Source organism: Mesorhizobium sp. M2A.F.Ca.ET.043.02.1.1 (assembly GCF_003952405.1).
Lineage (GTDB): Bacteria > Pseudomonadota > Alphaproteobacteria > Rhizobiales > Rhizobiaceae > Mesorhizobium.
This window is the reverse complement of record NZ_CP034445.1, coordinates 4,593,636-4,611,155: the sequence shown is the minus strand read 5'-3', so window position 1 is coordinate 4,611,155 and position 17,520 is coordinate 4,593,636. Positions and strand designations below refer to the sequence as shown.

Annotated in this window: 12 protein-coding genes; 6 read left to right on the top strand and 6 right to left on the bottom strand. The window is 65.2% G+C overall.

The features are described 5' to 3' along the window. Window positions 1–110: 110 nt before the first annotated feature. The 5 genes from EJ068_RS21900 (at window position 111) to EJ068_RS21880 (ending at window position 8,371) form a co-directional block, all read left to right on the top strand. Window positions 111–884, top strand: a complete 774-nt coding sequence (locus EJ068_RS21900) for a PP2C family serine/threonine-protein phosphatase (RefSeq protein WP_127251795.1) — start codon at window positions 111–113, stop codon at window positions 882–884. Then, window positions 881–3,373 (top strand): protein kinase, encoded by a 2,493-nt coding sequence (locus EJ068_RS21895; protein ID WP_129554857.1) that lies wholly within the window; start codon window positions 881–883, stop codon window positions 3,371–3,373. The genes EJ068_RS21900 and EJ068_RS21895 overlap by 4 nt, the downstream gene beginning before the upstream one ends. Before the next feature lie 68 nt (window positions 3,374–3,441). Then, window positions 3,442–3,870: a DUF1036 domain-containing protein gene (locus EJ068_RS21890; RefSeq protein WP_245463185.1), complete on the top strand. Its 429-nt coding sequence runs from the start codon at window positions 3,442–3,444 to the stop codon at window positions 3,868–3,870. After that, window positions 3,867–6,308 carry a M23 family metallopeptidase gene (locus tag EJ068_RS21885; protein ID WP_127252227.1) on the top strand — a complete coding sequence of 814 codons (2,442 nt, stop codon included), beginning with the start codon at window positions 3,867–3,869 and terminating at the stop codon, window positions 6,306–6,308. Before EJ068_RS21890 ends, EJ068_RS21885 begins: the two co-directional genes overlap by 4 nt. A 443-nt stretch (window positions 6,309–6,751) precedes the next feature. Continuing rightward, window positions 6,752–8,371, top strand: a complete 1,620-nt coding sequence (locus EJ068_RS21880; protein WP_127252228.1) for a caspase family protein — start codon at window positions 6,752–6,754, stop codon at window positions 8,369–8,371. Between the two features lie 145 nt (window positions 8,372–8,516). Here the strand turns inward: EJ068_RS21880 and EJ068_RS21875 are convergent, their stop codons facing one another. Beyond that, a complete protein-coding gene (locus tag EJ068_RS21875; protein WP_189341908.1) occupies window positions 8,517–9,053 on the bottom strand; it encodes an OmpA family protein in 537 nt (178 codons plus the stop codon). A 188-nt stretch (window positions 9,054–9,241) separates the two neighbouring features. Between EJ068_RS21875 and EJ068_RS21870 the strand changes: the two genes are divergently transcribed. Then, a complete protein-coding gene (locus tag EJ068_RS21870) occupies window positions 9,242–9,802 on the top strand; it encodes a hypothetical protein (protein WP_245463184.1) in 561 nt (186 codons plus the stop codon). Window positions 9,803–10,001: 199 nt separating this feature from the next. On the opposite strand, the gene EJ068_RS21865 is transcribed toward EJ068_RS21870, so the two are convergent. The 5 genes from EJ068_RS21865 to EJ068_RS21845 all read right to left on the bottom strand — a co-directional run bounded on the left by EJ068_RS21865 (window position 10,002) and on the right by EJ068_RS21845 (window position 17,196). Continuing rightward, window positions 10,002–10,271 (bottom strand): hypothetical protein, encoded by a 270-nt coding sequence (locus tag EJ068_RS21865; RefSeq protein WP_127252230.1) that lies wholly within the window; start codon window positions 10,269–10,271, stop codon window positions 10,002–10,004. A 17-nt stretch (window positions 10,272–10,288) separates the two neighbouring features. Continuing rightward, the gene (locus tag EJ068_RS21860) at window positions 10,289–12,838 is read right to left on the bottom strand and encodes a caspase family protein (RefSeq protein WP_127252231.1); all 2,550 of its coding nucleotides are present in this window, start codon (window positions 12,836–12,838) and stop codon (window positions 10,289–10,291) included. Between the two features lie 342 nt (window positions 12,839–13,180). Next, on the bottom strand, window positions 13,181–14,278 hold the full coding sequence (locus EJ068_RS21855; RefSeq protein WP_127252232.1) for an alcohol dehydrogenase family protein: 1,098 nt from the start codon (window positions 14,276–14,278) through the stop codon (window positions 13,181–13,183). Window positions 14,279–14,286: 8 nt separating this feature from the next. Next, window positions 14,287–15,666: an aspartate aminotransferase family protein gene (locus tag EJ068_RS21850; protein WP_127252233.1), complete on the bottom strand. Its 1,380-nt coding sequence runs from the start codon at window positions 15,664–15,666 to the stop codon at window positions 14,287–14,289. 36 nt (window positions 15,667–15,702) lie between these two features. After that, window positions 15,703–17,196: an NAD-dependent succinate-semialdehyde dehydrogenase gene (locus EJ068_RS21845; RefSeq protein WP_129554856.1), complete on the bottom strand. Its 1,494-nt coding sequence runs from the start codon at window positions 17,194–17,196 to the stop codon at window positions 15,703–15,705. Window positions 17,197–17,520: the final 324 nt, after the last annotated feature.

The window sequence follows — 17,520 nt, the reverse complement described above, 5'->3', positions numbered from 1 at the left end:
AGATCGGGGCTTTATTTCGATACTCTAATGTACCCGCTTGTGGCAGAGTGGCGTGGGCACGCGGCCCATGGCTGGTCACAGAGGACGCTCGCTGAGCGCTTGGTGGCAAATTGAGCACTGTCGCCCTTCCCATCGACAGCTTCGGCGTGAGCCACAAGGGCTGCGTGCGCGACCACAATGAGGACAATTACCTCATCGAGCCGCAGACCGGGCTCTGGGTGGTGGCCGACGGCATGGGCGGGCATGAGGCCGGCGAGGTCGCCTCGGCCAGTATCGTCGACCATCTGGCGACGATCGGCATTGCGAGCTCGGCCCCGGACCTTCGCGCCCGCTTCGAGGACAGGCTCAGCCGCGCCAATGCCGAGATCCGGGGCATATCGCGATCGCGCGGCATCACCATCGGCTCCACTTTCGCCGCCCTGCTTGCCATGGATGGACGCTTCGCCTGCCTGTGGGCCGGCGACAGCCGCATCTATCTCGTGCGCAACGGCTCGATCGTCCAGGTCTCGAAGGATCACACCGAGGTGCAGGAACTGCTCGACCGCGGCATGATCAGCGCGGAGGAGGCGCGCACCTGGCCGCGACGCAACGTGATCACGCATGCGGTCGGCGTCAGCGACGAGCTCGAGATCGATTTCCAGCAGGGCGAATTGATGCCGGGCGACGTTTTCGTCCTCGGCACCGACGGGCTGACGGCGCATGTCAGCGACGCCGAGATCGAGGCCGCGGCCAGATCCGCCACGCCGCGGGCGGCATGCCAGGCCCTCCTGGATACGGTGCTGGCGCGCGGCGGTACCGACAATGTGACCATCGTACTTGTGAAGATCGGCGGCAACGGCGCGCCCCATCCGGATCGGTCCGCAGCGGAGGGCCTGGCCAGATGAGCGACGACGACAAGACCCGGATCTCGCCGAACGTGACCTATGCCGGCGTCGGCACGCAGCTCAGCGGCATTTACGAGCTCGACGAGCGGATCGCCTCGGGCGGCATGGGCGAAGTCTATCGCGGCCACAACATCCAGACCGGCGATCATGTGGCGATCAAGATCGTGCTGCCCGAATTCGCGCGCGACCAGACGATCCTGTCGCTGTTCCGCAAGGAAGCGTCGATCCTCAACCATCTCTCGCATGACGCGGTGGTGCGCTACCACGTGTTCACCATCGACCCGGGGATCGGCCGCCCCTATCTCGCGATGGAGTTCGTGGACGGCCAATCGCTGTTCGACATGATGCGGCGCGGGCCGATGCCAAGCGACGATGTGCGCCGGCTTTGCCACCGCCTCGCCTCTGGCTTGAGCGCCGTGCATCAGGCCGGCGCGGTGCACCGCGACCTCTCGCCTGACAACATCATCCTGCCCGGCGGCCGGGTCGAGCGCGCCAAGATCATCGATTTCGGCATCGCGCGCTCGGCGACCGTCGGCGGCGAAACGCTGATCGGCGGCAAATTCGCCGGAAAATACAATTATGTTTCGCCGGAACAACTCGGCCTCTATGGCGGCGAGGTCAGCGAGCAATCGGATATCTACAGCCTCGGCCTGGTGCTGGCGGCGGCGCTGCGCGGCAAGCCGCTCGACATGAGCGGCTCGCAATATGAGGTCATCGAGAAACGCCGGACCGTGCCGGACCTGTCGGATATCGATCCCGATTTCCGCGAACTCATCGAAGCCATGCTGCAACCGGATCCGCGCGACCGGCCGGCGAGCATGGCTGAGATCGCCCGAGCAACGCGCGGTGAGGATCTCGAGCCGACATTGCCGCCGCCGGTGTCGTTCGGCGCGCGCGAACGCTCGGGCCTGCCGCGCGCCGGCTGGACGGCGCCGCCGGACTCCAAGCCCCAGACACCACCTTCCGGCGAGCCGCGTTTCGTCGAGCATGTGCGCCCCGCCTACCTGTCGGAGCCAAGGCCCGCGCCGGCCGCCACCCCGGCCAGCGCGCCCGCGCCGGCCGCGCCCAAAAAGCCTTCGCGCATGCCTGTCATCGCCGGCGGCGCCGCGGCGACCGCCGTCCTGGCGGTGGCGGGCCTCTATTTCAGTGGCGTCCTGGCGCCCATGCCGGTGGCGGAGACACCCAAGCCGCTGACTCCGAAGCCGGCCATCGAGACCGCCAAACCAGTGGCCGAGGCGCAGCAAGCGGAGACGCCGAAAGCTCAGCCGCAGGCGCCGGCCGCGGCTCAGCCGGAAGCACCGAAACCTGACACGGCGAAGCCATCCGCCCAACCTGAGGCGGAGGCCAGGACGCCCGTCGAGCAGCCAGCCACGCAGCCGGAGAGCGAGGCCAAAAGCCAGACGCCTCAGGTCGAGACCAAGCCGGTGCAGCCCTCAGCGCAACAGTCGCCCGCGCCGGCTCCCGGGCCAACGGCCGCCGAAGGCGAGAAACCGACGCGGCCGGCAAGCGAGCCGGCGATCAAGACGCCGGAACCGAGCCAGGCGGCTGAGAACAAGCCGGCGCAAGAGGCAAATCCGCCGGCAGCCAAGCCCAGCGTGAAAGACCTCGTGGATAAGCTTTCCAAGTTGCCTAAGCCGGCCCCATCCCTGCCCCCAACTTCGCAAAGACAGGCATCGACGGAGCCGACCCCCTCGCCGGCCGAGCCGAAGGTCCCGACAGCCAGCCAGCCGGCAACGCCGACCGCGCCAACCCAGCCGGCGCAGCAGCCGGGGACGCCGGCAACCAAGCAGCCCGAGACCGACGTCGCCGTCAATGTGCCAAAGCCGGCGCTTCCGTCAGCGGAAGACGACATGGCCAAGTGGAACGAGCAGCGCTCCTGGGTGCGCGATTTCAGCGGCGGCAATTGCTTCTACGCCAACGTGACATCCGGACCCGGCGGCGCCCCCACGATCGAGGGTTACGGAACGGCGGTCCAGCCCTTCGAACAATTGCTCAACGATTTCCAGTCCAGGTTCCATATCGAGCCGGACATCAGCGTGCGCCTCATCACGCTCTCCCAGTGCGGCGTGCCGACTTTCCTTCGCTTTCTCGACCGGAGTTCGGCCGCGAAGCCGCAGCTTGTCCTCGACAAGACATCGATACCGGACGGCGCGCCGGTCAGCGGCGCGCTCTATACGGGCGGCGGGCTCGTCTCCAACATCATGCTGATCGACCACAAGGGCGTCGCCTTCAACCTGGACGACCGCATGGTGGCGCAAACCGACAAGGTGACCTTCAACATCCCGATCGGTCTTGCCGCCGCGGACAAGGCGGCCGCCAAGGCGGTGCCGCAGATCATGCTGGTGATCACCGGCCCCAAGGACATCCAGGCCGCCATGTTCTCAAGGCCGACGCCGGCTTCGGAGCTGTTGCCCAAGATCCTCGAGGAGATCGAGGCCGGCGGGTCGCAGTTCTCGGCCACGGCCAGCTATTTCCGGCTTGGCGGATAGCATGAACGCCGATGGACCCTCGCACCTTGCGTTCTTTGCAACAGCCCCCGCCACGCAAGCTGCGTAGCTTGCTGTTTCCGGGCCGCATAACGCTTGCCGCTTTGCTCGGCGCGGCGCTGTTCTCGATGCTTTCGCCCGGCAAGGCGCATGCCGAATTCACCGTCTGCAACCAGACGCTCGACGTCGTCAATCTCGCGGTCGGACAGAAGGTCGACAATGCCGACCAGACGGACGGCTGGTGGACGATCGGCGCCAACCAGTGCGTCAATGTCATCCGCGAGGAGCTGACCAACCGCTACATCTATCTCTACGCCACGGACGTCTTCGGCCACGCGATCCTCAACGGGTCGACCGAAATGTGCATCGACCGGCGGCGCTTTTCGATCCGCGGCATCGAGGAGTGCTGGCAGCGCGGCCATATCGCGGCGCGCTTCGTCGAGGTCGATACGCAGGAGCAGGTGCGCTGGACCTATTTCCTGACCGGAAACAGCCCGTGACGCACGCGATCGACACGAGCTTCAAACAGAAGAAGCTGGCGCGGCTGGCCGAGCGGCGGCGCAAACTCTGGCGCCGGGCTCTTGCCGGCTTTGCCACGCTCGCCGTCGTTGCCGTCGCCACCGGCTTCTACCTGACCAAGGACTATTGGTCGTTCGGCGACGAGGACGAAGAGTTGCATCCCGTCGAGGGCATGGAAGACGTGCCGCCCGACGCCTCGGTCTATGTGCCGGCGATCATCGATCTGGCCGGCGATCCGATGTGGATCACATTGGCGCCCGATGCCGACACCGCGACGAAGGGCAAGACCGTCGCGCGCCCGGCTGAGCTCGACAGTTCGGGGGCTTCGCCGCAGATCGAAATCATGTCCGACGTGATGCTGAGCGCCAGCGAAAAGTTCATGACGACGATCCCCTCGACGCAAGAGGATTTCGCCTTCTTTCAGGCGCAGCGGCAGGTCGCTCCCAAGCCTTCGGCAACCGCGCCCGACGACCAGCAACCGGCTCCGCCCGCGCCAGCCGCAGCGCCAGACGACCAACCGGGCGATCCGCAAGGCGACCTGCAGAATGATCTCCAAGCGGCACCGGACGACAGCGACGCCGGCTCGGCGCCCAAGGCGGACGCCGACGACCCCGAGGCCGGCTGGGGCGAGACCATCGACCAGGGCGAGGCAGCACTCCCCGCCTTCAAGAAAACCGCGATCGAGAACAACACGACCGTCGCGACCGTCACCAGCGAGTATCAGCGCTTCGAGGCCACCGAAGACACGTTCGTGAAGATCCTCAACGACCGCAGCCTCGACAGCGTGGTGCTCGACGCGCATTTCTCCGCCGACGACGCCAAGCTCGCCGGCGAAGCGCTGAAGGCGCTGTTCAACCGCGACGGGCTGGAGGCCGGCTTCGTCGTGGCCATGCGCGGGTTCCGGCCGAGCCGCGAGACGACGACCATGTCGCTGATGCAGGTCTCCATCTATGCCAAGAACGTCTATGTCGGCACGCTGACACGCAATGCGGCCGGCGCCTTCGTGTCGGGTGTCGACCCCTGGGTCCGCGAGGATCTGTTCAACTATTCCGGCACCTCCGACCAGGGTGGGCCCAAGCGGCAGTACCGCCTGCTCGACGCGATCTATTCGACGGCGGCGCGCAACAAGGTGCCGACCAGCGTCATCGGCGAGGCGATCATGTATCTGTCGCGCGGGCAGGACCTCGACGCCTTCGCCAGCGAGGACCAGCGCCTGGTGCTGATCTATTCGCAGACGCCGCGCGGCCAAAGCGAGATCTCGGGACGGGTGCTCTATGTCGGCGTCCAGGGCGCGGACAGGAGCCTCGACTGTTTCGTCTTCCAGCAGAGCGACGGCCAATATGCCTGCGTGACCGGCAACGATCAGGTGCGCTCGCTGACCGTCACCAACGGCATGGTCACGCCGGTCGCCGGGGTGATGACCTCGACCTTCGGCCCGCGCAAGCATCCGATCCTGGGCACAGTTCGCATCCACAAGGGCGTCGACTGGGCGGCGCCGGTCGGCACGCCGATCATGGCCGCCTTCGACGGCGATATCTCCTTCCAAGGCGATGGCGGCGGCTATGGCAATCTGGTGAAGATCACGCATGCCAATGGCCGCGAGACGCGTTACGCGCATATGCAGAAATTCGCCATCGCGAGCGGCGTCGGCACCAAAGTGAAGGCCGGCGACGTCATCGGCTATATCGGCACGACAGGGCTTTCGACCGGCCCGCATCTGCATTTCGAACTCTACCAGAACGGCGAGGCGATCGACCCGCTGGGGACGGTCACCACGGTGGCTACCGCCGTTGCCGTCAGTTACGGCGGGTCCGGCGATACCGCCGTCGAAACGCTGACGGAGCGGATCGTGCATGTCGAAAGCGGCGGCAGCGCGCGGGCCAAGAACCCGCTTTCCTCGGCGACCGGTGCCGGCCAGTTCATCTCCAAGACCTGGATCCGGATGATGAACACCTATCGGCCCGACCTTGCCCGCTCGCTGTCGACCGCCGACCTGCTTGCGCTTCGCTACGACGCGACACTGTCACGCGAAATGGTGCGCAACCTGGCGCGCGAGGGCGAGGCCTATCTGCGCGCGCGCGGCCACCAGATCACCGCCGGCCGCCTCTATCTGTGCCATTTCCTCGGCATGGAAGGCGCGGCCCAGGTTCTGGCGGCGCCCGGCTCGACGCAGTTGAGCGCTGTGCTCGGGTCGGCTGTCATTCAGGCCAACCCGTTCCTCACCGGCAAGACCGCGAGCTACGTCGTGGACTGGGCCGAGCGGAAGATGGGGCAGAAAGTGCCGCGCGTGGCGACCGACCAGGGCCAGCCGACGACGACCACGACACAAGTGCGGCAGACGTCGCCGGAATTCGAAAAATACAAGCAGGCGATCACCGCGCTGATAGACTCCCTCCAGGAGACGCTGGAGCCCGGTTAGGTCCTTAACCCAGAAGTTTTGACCGGTTGGCTATGTGTGCGTTGGCATGCCTTGGCGATTGGCCGGGACGCCTATCGCGGTCGTCATCCACGGGCGGAGCAAGGAGCGAAGCGACGCGCGCAGACCCTAGAATGACGAGGTTCAGGAGCCTTCAGCTCATCGCCAGCGTTTTGCGCTGGCTACCCCAACATTGATGGCCTTGCCCGACAAGTCTGCGATCTTTCACTGTGTTGAGGGACTAGCCGGTTCACCAAACCTCGCGTTTTGATCGGCCGATTGGTTTTAGATACTCACCGAGGAAATTTCGAGCCCCTCGCGAACCAAATCTGTGGTCGAGATCACAGACGCTCAAGGACGATTTTGGCAGAAGCGACGTTGTCGCTCACGACATTCAGCATGCGCAGACATCGGTAACGCGCCCCAAGGGGCGGAGGGCTGATCCCATGAAAGCGTTCGCCATCCTTTTGGGCGGGTTGATCCTGCTGTTCCACGCCGCGTTCGGCGCACAGGCCGCCACGCCCGACAGCAAGCGCGTCGCGCTGGTCATCGGCAACAGCAAATATGTCAATGCCGTCGCTTTGCCCAACCCGGCGAACGATGCCCGCCTTATCGCGTCCACGCTGCGCAACGCCGGCTTCCAGGTGATCGAAGGCGTCGACCAGGACAATGCCGGCATGCACAGCCTGATCAGCAAATTCACCGAAGAGTCCTACAATGCCGACCTCGCCGTCATCTACTATGCCGGGCACGGCATGCAGGTCGACGGCAGGAACTACCTCATTCCGGTCGATGCCGAGCTGACGTCGCCGGCCTATCTCAAGACCCGCACGGTCCAGATCGACGAGTTCATGGCGGCGCTGCCGGCCGATCCCGCCGTCGGCATCATCATCCTCGACGCCTGCCGCGACAATCCGCTGGCGCGCACGCTGGCAGCGGCGCTGCCGAAGAGCCGCTCGCTCGGCGCGGGCCTGGCGCCGGTCGACGCAAAGGCCGACGGCATGGGCACGGGCGGCGTCCTGATCGCCTATGCGACCGACCCCGGCGCTATCGCCTTCGACGGCAACGGCGTCGACAGCCCCTATTCGCTGGCTCTGGCCAAGCACCTGACCGAGCCGGGCGTCGAGATCCAGAGCGCCTTGACGCGTGTGCGCGGCGAGGTGACGGAAGCCACGCAAGGCCGGCAGCGGCCATGGCACAATGCCTCGCTCGGACGAGAAGTGTTCCTCGGCAAGCCCGTGGCAGAAACAGCTTCGCCCCCCGCGACGGCGGCGGCAGACGCGGCCAAGGCGACGGCAACCCCTGCCCTCGCGGCGAGCGAGCCGCCGTCCTGGGAAGTCGAGCAGCGGCTTTGGGACGAGGCTTCGAAGAAGAACGCCATCCCCTATTACGAGGCCTATCTCGACCAGTTCCCGAACGGCCGTTTCGCCACGGTGGCGAAGCTCAACATCGACCAGCTGAAGGATCCGGCGACGGGCAAGCAGGTGGCGGCGCTCGGCGCGGACGATGCCAGTGCCAATCCCGGCTCGGCCGTCCGCACCTCGGTCGGCATCACCGACGAGATGAGAAAGACGCAAGGCACCGAGCTGACGGAAAGCGCCATCGGGCTCGACCGCAACAGCCGCATCGACCTGCAATTGCGCATCGAAGCGCTGGGCAACGAGCTCGGCCAGGTCGACGGCAATATCGGCCCGAGGACGCGCCAAGCGATCGGCGTCTGGCAAGGCAAGAACAGCCTCCCGCCAACCACCTATCTGACGCGCGAACAGCTGGCTCTGCTGGTGATCCAGACCGACCCGATGATGGATGCCGTGCGCGCCAGGAACGCCGCAGACCAGGCGCGCGCCGCGCCGACCAGGAAGCAGGTCGTGCAGAAGACCCGCACGTTGGACCCGACGGCGCAGCAAAAGCCGCGCCGGAAACAGACGCAGGTCGTTCAGCGCCGCCGCAACAGCGACACCGTGGTTCGCGAGGACGCGCCGCCGCCGAGAGAAAACAACGACTTCCTGACCAAGGCGCTGATCTTCGGCAGCGGCGTTGTGATCGGCAACGCGATCAAGAATTGATCGTTGAGCAATTCCAGGAATAGTGTGAAGCGGTTTTCCGCCTGGAATTGCGTCGACACAGACAGCAACAAAAGGGGAGCCGGCGCTTGGCCGAGCTCCCCTTGACCTGTTTCGCTGTTGACGGGTCGGCTTGCCTGCGGCCCGTCTATTCCGTCCTGATCCGCATTTCCACGCGGCGGTTGACCGGATCGTATGGATTGGCGACACGCGGATGCGACTTGCCGAGACCGATCGCTTCGAGCCGCGCCGATTCAACGCCGTTGGCTTCGAGGAAGGCCGCCACCGATTGCGCTCTCCGCTGCGACAGGCCCTGGTTGTAGCTGTCCGTGCCGGTCGCGTCGGTGTGACCCTCGACGACGAAGCTGAACGTGCTCAGCCTGTTGTCCTTCAGCGCCTTGGCGAACTCGTCCAGCTCCGCGCGCGCGGTCTGGTCGAGCTGGGCCGAATCCAGGGCGAAGTTGATCATCATGTCGAGGCCAGCCTTCTGGGGCGGCGCCTCGTTCTTCTCAGCCTTGCTCTTGCACTCTTCCTCGGTGCCGACGCAGATACCGCGTGAGGCGCCAAGATTACCCTGGCCGGCGAAGAACTTTACGATGTCTTCCGATTTCTGAAGCGGATCGGCGTAGACGTGCGTTGAAAAAAGCACGGCCGCCAATGCCAAGGCTGAGCTGCCCCACCGCATGACCGTCACTCCTGTTTTGACCTGTTTCGAGCGGGTTTTCGCTGGCGCGGACTATATCAAATCCTGAAACGATTGTCTGTGAACAAGCGCACGTTGCCGATGGCCGGCGCCTGATAAGGTTGAGGCTTGACCGGCGCTTGGCGGCGGGTTTCAGTGCTATTTGTGCCGATGCTCGGGGTGTGGCAGCGATGGCCAATGAACTCGGATACAGAACGGCAAGGGATCTGTTTCTTGCCTGTCCCGCGATCGCCCGGGATATGAAGTCGCCGGCCGCCGCCCAACCTCCGCTGGAATTCTGCCGCGCGCTGCTCGCCGGGCGCGTGCCGGAGGAAGCCGTGACGTTTTGCGCCTATCTCCTGCCCGAGCGCGCCGCGGTCTGGTGGGGGCATGAATGCCTGAGCCATCTCGCCGAGCTCCTTGCCGAAAGGGATCTCGAATTGCTGGCGCTTGTCAGCGATTGGGTGGGCGAGCCCGGCAATCCTCGCCATCGGGCGGCGCTCAGCAGCGCTGTCGATCCGTCGCCGGCGACGCCGGCTGCCTGGATCGCCTTGTCGGCGGCGTGGCGCGACCCGGCCTTCGATATGCTGTCGACCGGATTCCCCGCCGCCCACGCCGTCAACGCAGGGATCCTGGCGGGGCTGGCGCGCGTCTCGACCGCGGACCGCTTCGCCGTGCTTTCCGCCTTTGTCGAGATGGGCATCCAGATGGTGGAGATGGAAGCGCAACGACCATCGGTCGACGCGTATTAGGGCTTTCCGTCGGAGAATACCCATGAAGCCGCAGTTGCGGACGGAACCGCCGCATGCTTTCCCGCAATTCTCTGGTGCGTTTCACCGTCTCACGGAGACGGCGAAACACCCTGTCTCTTTGTTTCTACGCAATTCCGGACGAAAACCGCTTCACACTTTTTCTGGAATTGCCTAAGAAGCACGCGTGTCATGAACGTTGTCACCACCCGCCGCCACCGCCGCCACCGCTACCACCGCCGCCACCCAGAGGCGCGATGACAGGCGCGGGTTCGCTCGTCACCGGCTTGATCGGCTTCCTGGCGGTCGCCTTCTTTTGCTTGACCACCGTCGGCGTCGTCGTCACGCGAACTTGCTTGGTCGGCTGTTTCACTGTCGGCGCCGGCTCGAACCTGGGCGCCAGGGTCGTGCATCCCGCGACCGCAAGGGATAAAAATGTTGCAATGACCGCTTGCTTCAATGCCCCGCCCACCGTTGCCTCCTTGTTGATCAGAATAGGTCCCGACGCGGATTGGCTTGCTCCCAGACGGCTCTGGCCGTCTTGATCAATTGGTCGTCTACCGACTCGCCGGCGGAAATTTTCGATTTGAGCTCCGAACGCAATTGCTTCAACGCAGCCGTCTTCGGCTTCGTGCCGAACTGCGCGAGGGTCGTCCGAGCGCCCGGTAACTCGTTACGAAGATCAAGTCCTGCCGCGAACGCCAGATAGCGAACGGCGATGACCTGGTCGGACTTCTCGCCCTTCTGCATCTCGATGGCCGCGCGATCATAGGCCGCCGAGTAGTCGCCGCGGTCTGTCGCAAGCTCGAACAGCCTCTGCGCTTCGGCAAGGTTCTTGTCGACGCCGTCACCATCCCGGTACATGCGCGCAAGACTGCCGGGCGCATAGGGCTGGCCGAGATCCATCGCCTTCTGGAAAAGCGTCTGCGCCTGCTTCGTATCCTTCTGGACGCCTCGCCCGCTGAGATAATTGCGGCCGAGAATGTTCATCGAATACATGTCCTGGCGCTCGACGCCCGCCTTGAGGAAGGCAACGGCGCGAGCCGGGTCGGCGGGCACGCCATTGCGGCCTTCGGTGAAGATCGCGGCGAGATCGTTCATGGCATAGGTGTGGCCCATGGCCGCCGCCTTGAGCAGCAGATCCAGCCCCCTGCCGGTGTCGCGCTGGACGCCAAGACCATTGAACAGCGCGCGTCCCCAGGCCGTCATTCCATAGGGATCGCCTTTGTCAGACGCCTTGGCATAGAAGCTATTCGCCTTCGCGGGATCCACGGCCGTTCCTATACCGGACGAAGCGATATAGCCGAGCTCGAACACAGCGCGGACATGTCCCTTGTCGGCGGCGTCCTGGATCACCTTCTTCGCCTCGTCGACCTTGCCGGCGGCGAGCAGCGCGCGGCCGAGTTCGTAGTGGAATCGCGCGACATCGGGATAGGCCTTCACCGCCGCCTGGCAGGCGTCCACCGCGCCGGCGCCGATCTCATTCGGCAACAGGCCGGGGACGACGCCCTGCAGGTCCAAAGGCTCGCCTGCCTTCTGGTCGCACGGATCGACGCTGGGCGACAGCTTCATCGTCGCCGGCTTTGACGGTGTGTTGTCGGCCGTGATTTCGACGCCGACTATCAATGGCTGGACAGTGCCTATCTGCGGCTCGTAGCGCAGTTTATCGACTTCATCGGCCGTCAGGCTCGACTGCGGCGACAGGGTCCGATCCGGCAGGGACAGCGTCCCGGTTGCCGGATAGCTCGCGAGCTTCACGCTGACCGCCGGATCCTTGGTCGGCAAATCCAGCTTCAGCGGAACCGGACCGACACCGACCGGAACGTTCACATCGTGGTTCTCGATCGCTTCAGCGGCGCCGGCGATGTGGATGCCGCGCTCCACCACCTGCTGCTTCTGCTCGGACTCCAGCGAGGCCACGAGCTGCTTGCCGGCGGTGCTGTCGCCGTTCTTGACCCGGAACACGAGGATGCCTTGCGATCCGCCGCCCCATTCGTCATGCGTGGCATAGGCCAGCATATCGACCTGGTCCTCGGCATCGGCGCCCTTCGGCACGTCAATCTGGAGCCGCGGCAGGTCCTTGCCCTCTATCGGCTGGCCCGTTGCGACCGGCTTCCCGTCCAGCATCAGACGCCCCAGCGCCGGCGGCCTTTCGATGCTGATGGTGACCGCGCCGCCATCGACATCGACCGGCACAGGCAGGTCGAGCGCGACCGGTCCGACGCCCGACGGCACGGTCTTTTCCAGCACCGGCGGCAAAGCCGGCCGGCTGGCTCGGCGCATCAGCACCACCTCGTCGATCAGCGAGGAATTTTCCCACGGAACCTGCGCCCCCTTGGTGGCCTCGACCACGTCGCGGCGCACGGCCGCCATGACGGAGCGTATCTCCTGGTTCGGCGCCAGCGCGCGGCGGGAGAAGGCGGATGAGAAGGGGCTGAGATCGCCGGAGCCGTCATAGGCGACGGCGCCCGGCTCGGTGGCGAAGGCGATAAGGGTATTCAGTGAGCTTTTCACCTGCGCAAGGCCGGTGCCGCCAGCCGCGATCAACTGGTCGCGCAGCCAGTAGTCCTTGCGCGGGAAAGGATTGTTGCGGCAGGCATCGAGGATGATCACCTGGATCCTCGATTTGGCGCGCAATTGCTGCAGGACATCGTCGAGCTTGACCGCCTGGACCTCGATGTCGGCTGCAGCCTTGAGCGACGCATCGACCGGGATCAAGAAGTTCTCGCCGCCGATCTGAAAGCCGTGGCCCGAATAATAGACGACGGCCAGATCCGCGCCGTCCGCCGCGGCGAGGTAATTGCGGAACTCCTTCTCGAACTGGAGCTTGGTGAGGTCCTTGGCGACGAAGACATCGAACCCGGCCAGACGGAAGGTGTTCGAGACGTCCTCGGCATCTTTGTCGGGATTCTTCAGCGCCGGGATTTCGCGGTATTGCGAATTGCCGATGACAAGCGCAACCCTTCGATCGGCCTGGGCCTGCACCGTCGTGAGGCCCACGACGATCAAGGCCGCAATCAGCGCGTAGCGTCGCAGCATGGCAAAATCCCCAACCGCTATGACCTGTCAGCCACAAGAATTCAGCTTGCAGCATCGCGGTCTGTTAAAGACTTCACAATCTGCCAAGGCGGCAAGGAACGCGCCCGCGATGGCAGGCAGGCGTATCCAATAAACTGCTAAAATAGCTCAGAGGCCCGGACGCCGCAATGACCTGGGCAAGCGCATCGCCGGCCGCGAGGCGAGGACGCCCCGGTTTGTCCGGGCGTCCTCGAATACGCACGCCCGCAAGGCGTTTACTTCCCGGCGTATTTCGGCTTGCCGTCCGCAGTCGCCGCGCTGGATATAGCGGCGGGTGAAGCCGCCCGGGCGCTCCCTTCAGGATCAGGCCCCGCTCCACATCGCATCGGGCACCACCACCAGCTTGCCGACGAAGTCCTTGCCCATGAAGTCGGTCTGGGCGCGGTGGAAGTCCGACAATTTGTAGACGCCGCCGACCAGCGGCTTGATCTTCTTTTCCTCGATGTAGCGGACGATGCGGCTGAAGTCGGCGCGCGTGCCCTGGCTGGAGCCGTGGAGCTGAAGCTGCTTCAGATACATGGTCCGCAAATCGAGCTGCACGACCGGCCCGGCAATGGCGCCCGCCGTGGTGTAGCGGCCCTCGGGCCGCAGGATGCGCAGCAGGTCGTTGAAGATGGTCCCGCCGACGAGATCGGCGACCACGTCGATGGGCTGGCCGCCGGTCGCTTCGTTGACGGCGGCGGGCAGATCGGCCACGCCGCGCGTGATCACCTTCTCGGCGCCGATGTCGAGCACGGCCTGCTCCTTGCCCTTGCCGACGACGGCATAGGGGATGGCGCCGCGCGCCCTGGCCAGTTGCACGATACCTGAGCCGACGCCGCCGGAGGCGCCGGTGACCAGCACACGCTCGCCGGCCCGCAGCGCGGCACGCTCCAGCATCTGCTCGCCGGTAAGATAGGCGCAGCAGAAAGTGGCGAGCTCGACATCGCTCAAGTCGGTGTCGACGACATGCGCGTTCTCCGCCGGCAGCGCCTGGTATTCGGCGTAACCGCCGTCGCGGCCATGGCCCATATAGTCGATGTCGGCCAGCGAATCGTCGTCGCGGTTGTAGATCGAGAAGTCGACCATCACGCGCTCGCCGATGCGGCTCGCCGGCACGCCGTCGCCGACGGCGACGATGGTGCCCACCGTGTCGGTGCCCTGGATGCGCGGGAAGGTGAGCGTGTTGCCTTGCCGGCGCCAGGTCGATACCGCGGCCGCATCCTCCTCCGTGCCATAGGCGCCCTGGCGCACCCAGACATCGGTGTTGTTCATGCCGCAGGCGCTGACCTTGACCAGCACTTCGCCGGCGGCAGGTGCCGGCACCTTCACATCGGTGCGGTAGACAAGCTTTTCGAGGCCGCCATGGCCGGTAAGCTGCACGGCGGCCATGGTGGGAACGGTTCTGGTCATGGCATTCATGTCGTTTCTCAGAGGCTCACAAAAACGCTGTTCACCGCGTCGGCGGTCTTGGCGACGACGATGTCGGCTTCCTCGCGCGTGAGGCAGAGTGGCGGCGCGAAGCCGAGGATGTCGCCCTGCGGCATAGCGCGACCGATGACGCCACTGGCGGCCAGCGCCGTGGCGATCTGCGGCCCGACCTTCAGCGCCGGATCGAAGAAGACGCGGTCGTCGCGGTCCTTGACGAACTCGACCGCGGCCAGCATGCCATCGCCGCGCACCTCGCCGACATTCCTGTGGTCGCCGACAGCCTTGGCGAGCTCGGCGCGGAAGTAGGCGCCCGTCTCGCCGGCATTCCGCACCAGGTCCATCTCGTCGATCAGTTCTAGATTGGCGACGCCCGCGGCAACGCAGATCGGGTGCGCCGAATAGGTCCAGCCATGGCCGAGCGAGCCAAGCTTGTCGGAGCCCTTGACCAGCACCTGCCAGATCTTGTCGGAAACGATGACGCCAGAGAGCGGCGCATAGGCCGAGGTCAGGCCCTTGGCGATGGTGATCAGGTCCGGCTTGATGCCGTAATGGTCGGAGCCGAACATCGTGCCGAGACGACCGAAGCCGGTCACCACCTCGTCGGCGACGAGCAGCACGTCGTATTTGTCCAGCACGGCCTGGATCTTCTGCCAGTAACCGGCCGGCGGCGGCACGATGCCGCCGGTGCCGAGGATCGGCTCACCGATGAAAGCGGCGACCGTGTCCGGTCCTTCGGCGAGGATCATCTCCTCGAGCTTGTCGGCGCAATGTTGCGAGAACTGTTCCTCGCTCATCGAACGGTCGGCGCGGCGGAAATAATAGGGCGCCTCGGTGTGCAGGATCGGCGCGCGCGGCAGGTCGAAGGCGTTGTGGAACAGCTCCAGCCCGGTCAGCGAGCCGGTCATCACGCCCGAGCCATGGTAGCCGCGCCAGCGCGAGATGATCTTCTTCTTTTCCGGCCGGCCGAGCACGTTGTTGTAGTACCAGATCAGCTTGATGTTGGTCTCGTTTGCGTCGGAGCCGGACAAGCCGAAATAGACTCGGCTCATGCCCTTCGGCGCACGGTCGATGATCATCTTGGCAAGCGTGATCGATGCCTCGGTGCCGTGGCCGACATAGGCGTGGTAGTAGGCGAGGTTCTTCGCTTGGCTTGCGATGGCGTCGGCGATCTTCTGGCGGCCATAGCCGACATTGACGCAGTAGAGGCCGGCGAAGGCATCGATGCTCTTCTTGCCGGTGTTGTCCCACACGGTGACGCCTTCGCCGCCGGCCATGATGCGCGCCGGCGACTCGCCGCGCGCGTGCGTGCCCATATGCGTCGAGGGATGAAAGAAGTGGTCGCGATCCCAGGCGGAGAGTTCGTTGGACTGTTCGAGCATTTTTTGACTCCTGACGAGAATGAGGGCCTGCGCAGCTTAGGCTACGTCGAGGCAGAGGTATTTGAGGTCGGTAAAGGCTTCGAGGCCGTGGCGCGAGCCTTCGCGGCCGACCCCGGATTGCTTGACGCCGCCGAAAGGGATCGGCGCGCCGGTGATCTTGACGCGGTTGATCGCAACCATGCCGTAGTCCAGCGCACGCCCCATGCGCGCCTGCTGAGCGCCGTTCTCGGTGACGACATAGGCGACGAGGCCGTATTCGGTGGCATTGGCGCGGGCGACGACTTCGGCCTCGTCGTCGAACGGCGTCACAGCGGCCACGGGCCCAAACGTCTCCTCACGCATGATCAGCGCTTCGTCCGGCACATCGACAAGCAGCGTCGGCTGGTAAAACAGCGGGCCGGCAGCGTGGCGCTTGCCGCCGGTCAGGCAGCGCGCGCCACGGGTGAGCGCATCGGCCACCTGCTCCTCGACCTTCTTGACCGCGCGCTCATGCATCAACGGCCCGATCTCGGCGTCCGCGGACAGCCCATTGCCAACGCGAAGCTTCTCGATGCGGCGCTCGAAAGCGGCGCAGAAGCGGTCATAGATCGGCCGCCGCACATAGATGCGGTTGGCGGCGAGGCAATCCTGGCCGGAGGTGGCGAATTTGGCGTCGAGCGCGATTGCCACGGCCTTCTCGACGTTGGCGTCGTCGAAGACGATCAGCGGCGCGTGGCCGCCGAGCTCCATGACCAGGCGCTTCATCGTAGCGGCACTCTGCGCGGCGATCAGCCGGCCGACGTCGGTCGATCCGGTGAAGCTCATCGCGCGGACCCTGGCGTCGGCGCACATGGCGCCAACGATGGTGCGCGCATCACCCGTGATGACGTTGAAGACGCCGGCCGGCAGCCCGGCGCGCTCGCCAAGCTCGGCCAGCGCCAGGGCCGACAGCGGCGTATCGGAGGACGGATGCGCCACCACCGTGCAGCCGGCGGCAAGCGCGGCCGCGGCCTTGCGGGTGAGCATGGCCGACGGGAAATTCCACGGCGTGACCACGCCGACCACGCCGAGCGGCTCGCGGCGTATCGACATTTCGGCATTCGGCAGATGGCTGGTGACGCTCTCGGCGTTGAGGCGTTTCGCTTCCTCGGCATACCACTCGACGAAGGAAGCGGCGTAGTCGATCTCGCCCAGCGATTCCTTCAGCGGCTTGCCCTGCTCGAGCGTCATCAGCAGCGCCAGGTCGTCCTTGGCGGCGATGATCAGGTCGAACCATTTTCGCAAGATTTTCGAGCGTTCCTGCGGCAACAGCGCCCGCCAGCCGGGAAACGCACGAGACGCAGCGTTGATCGCCGTCGTCGTCTGGGCGGCATCGAGTGCCGCCACAAAGGCGACGGTAGCGCCGGTCGCCGGATCGATGACTTCAAAACTTGCCGCCGCCTCGCTTGCCGTCCAGTGGCCGTCGACATAGGCGAGCCCGCGCAGCAGGCGGCGATCGGCGAGGCGGTCGAGCGCTTCATGGCGGTTGGTGCGGGCAAAATGCGCGGACATCAGTCAGGTCTCCCGGTGTCGAGGCGATAGGGAGAGACTAGTCGCGCGATCGAGACAAAGAGGCTGTTTCGGCGGTCCGATGTAGAGAGATTGTCTCTGTTGGCCGGCGAACGTAGACGATCTGTCTAGATGCGGCTGAGTAGGATTCCCCCTCACCCGGATTGCCAACCGAATTGCGAAGGGCAATTCGGGGCAATCCGACCTCTCCCCAAGGGGCTAGCGTGCGCACACATTTGCTTCGTTGTGTGGTCAAGTGTGAAGAAGCGGCGTCGGAAAAAGGCTTGAAGCGTTTGAATCGTATGTGATTCTGTAGCTGCCATTGTT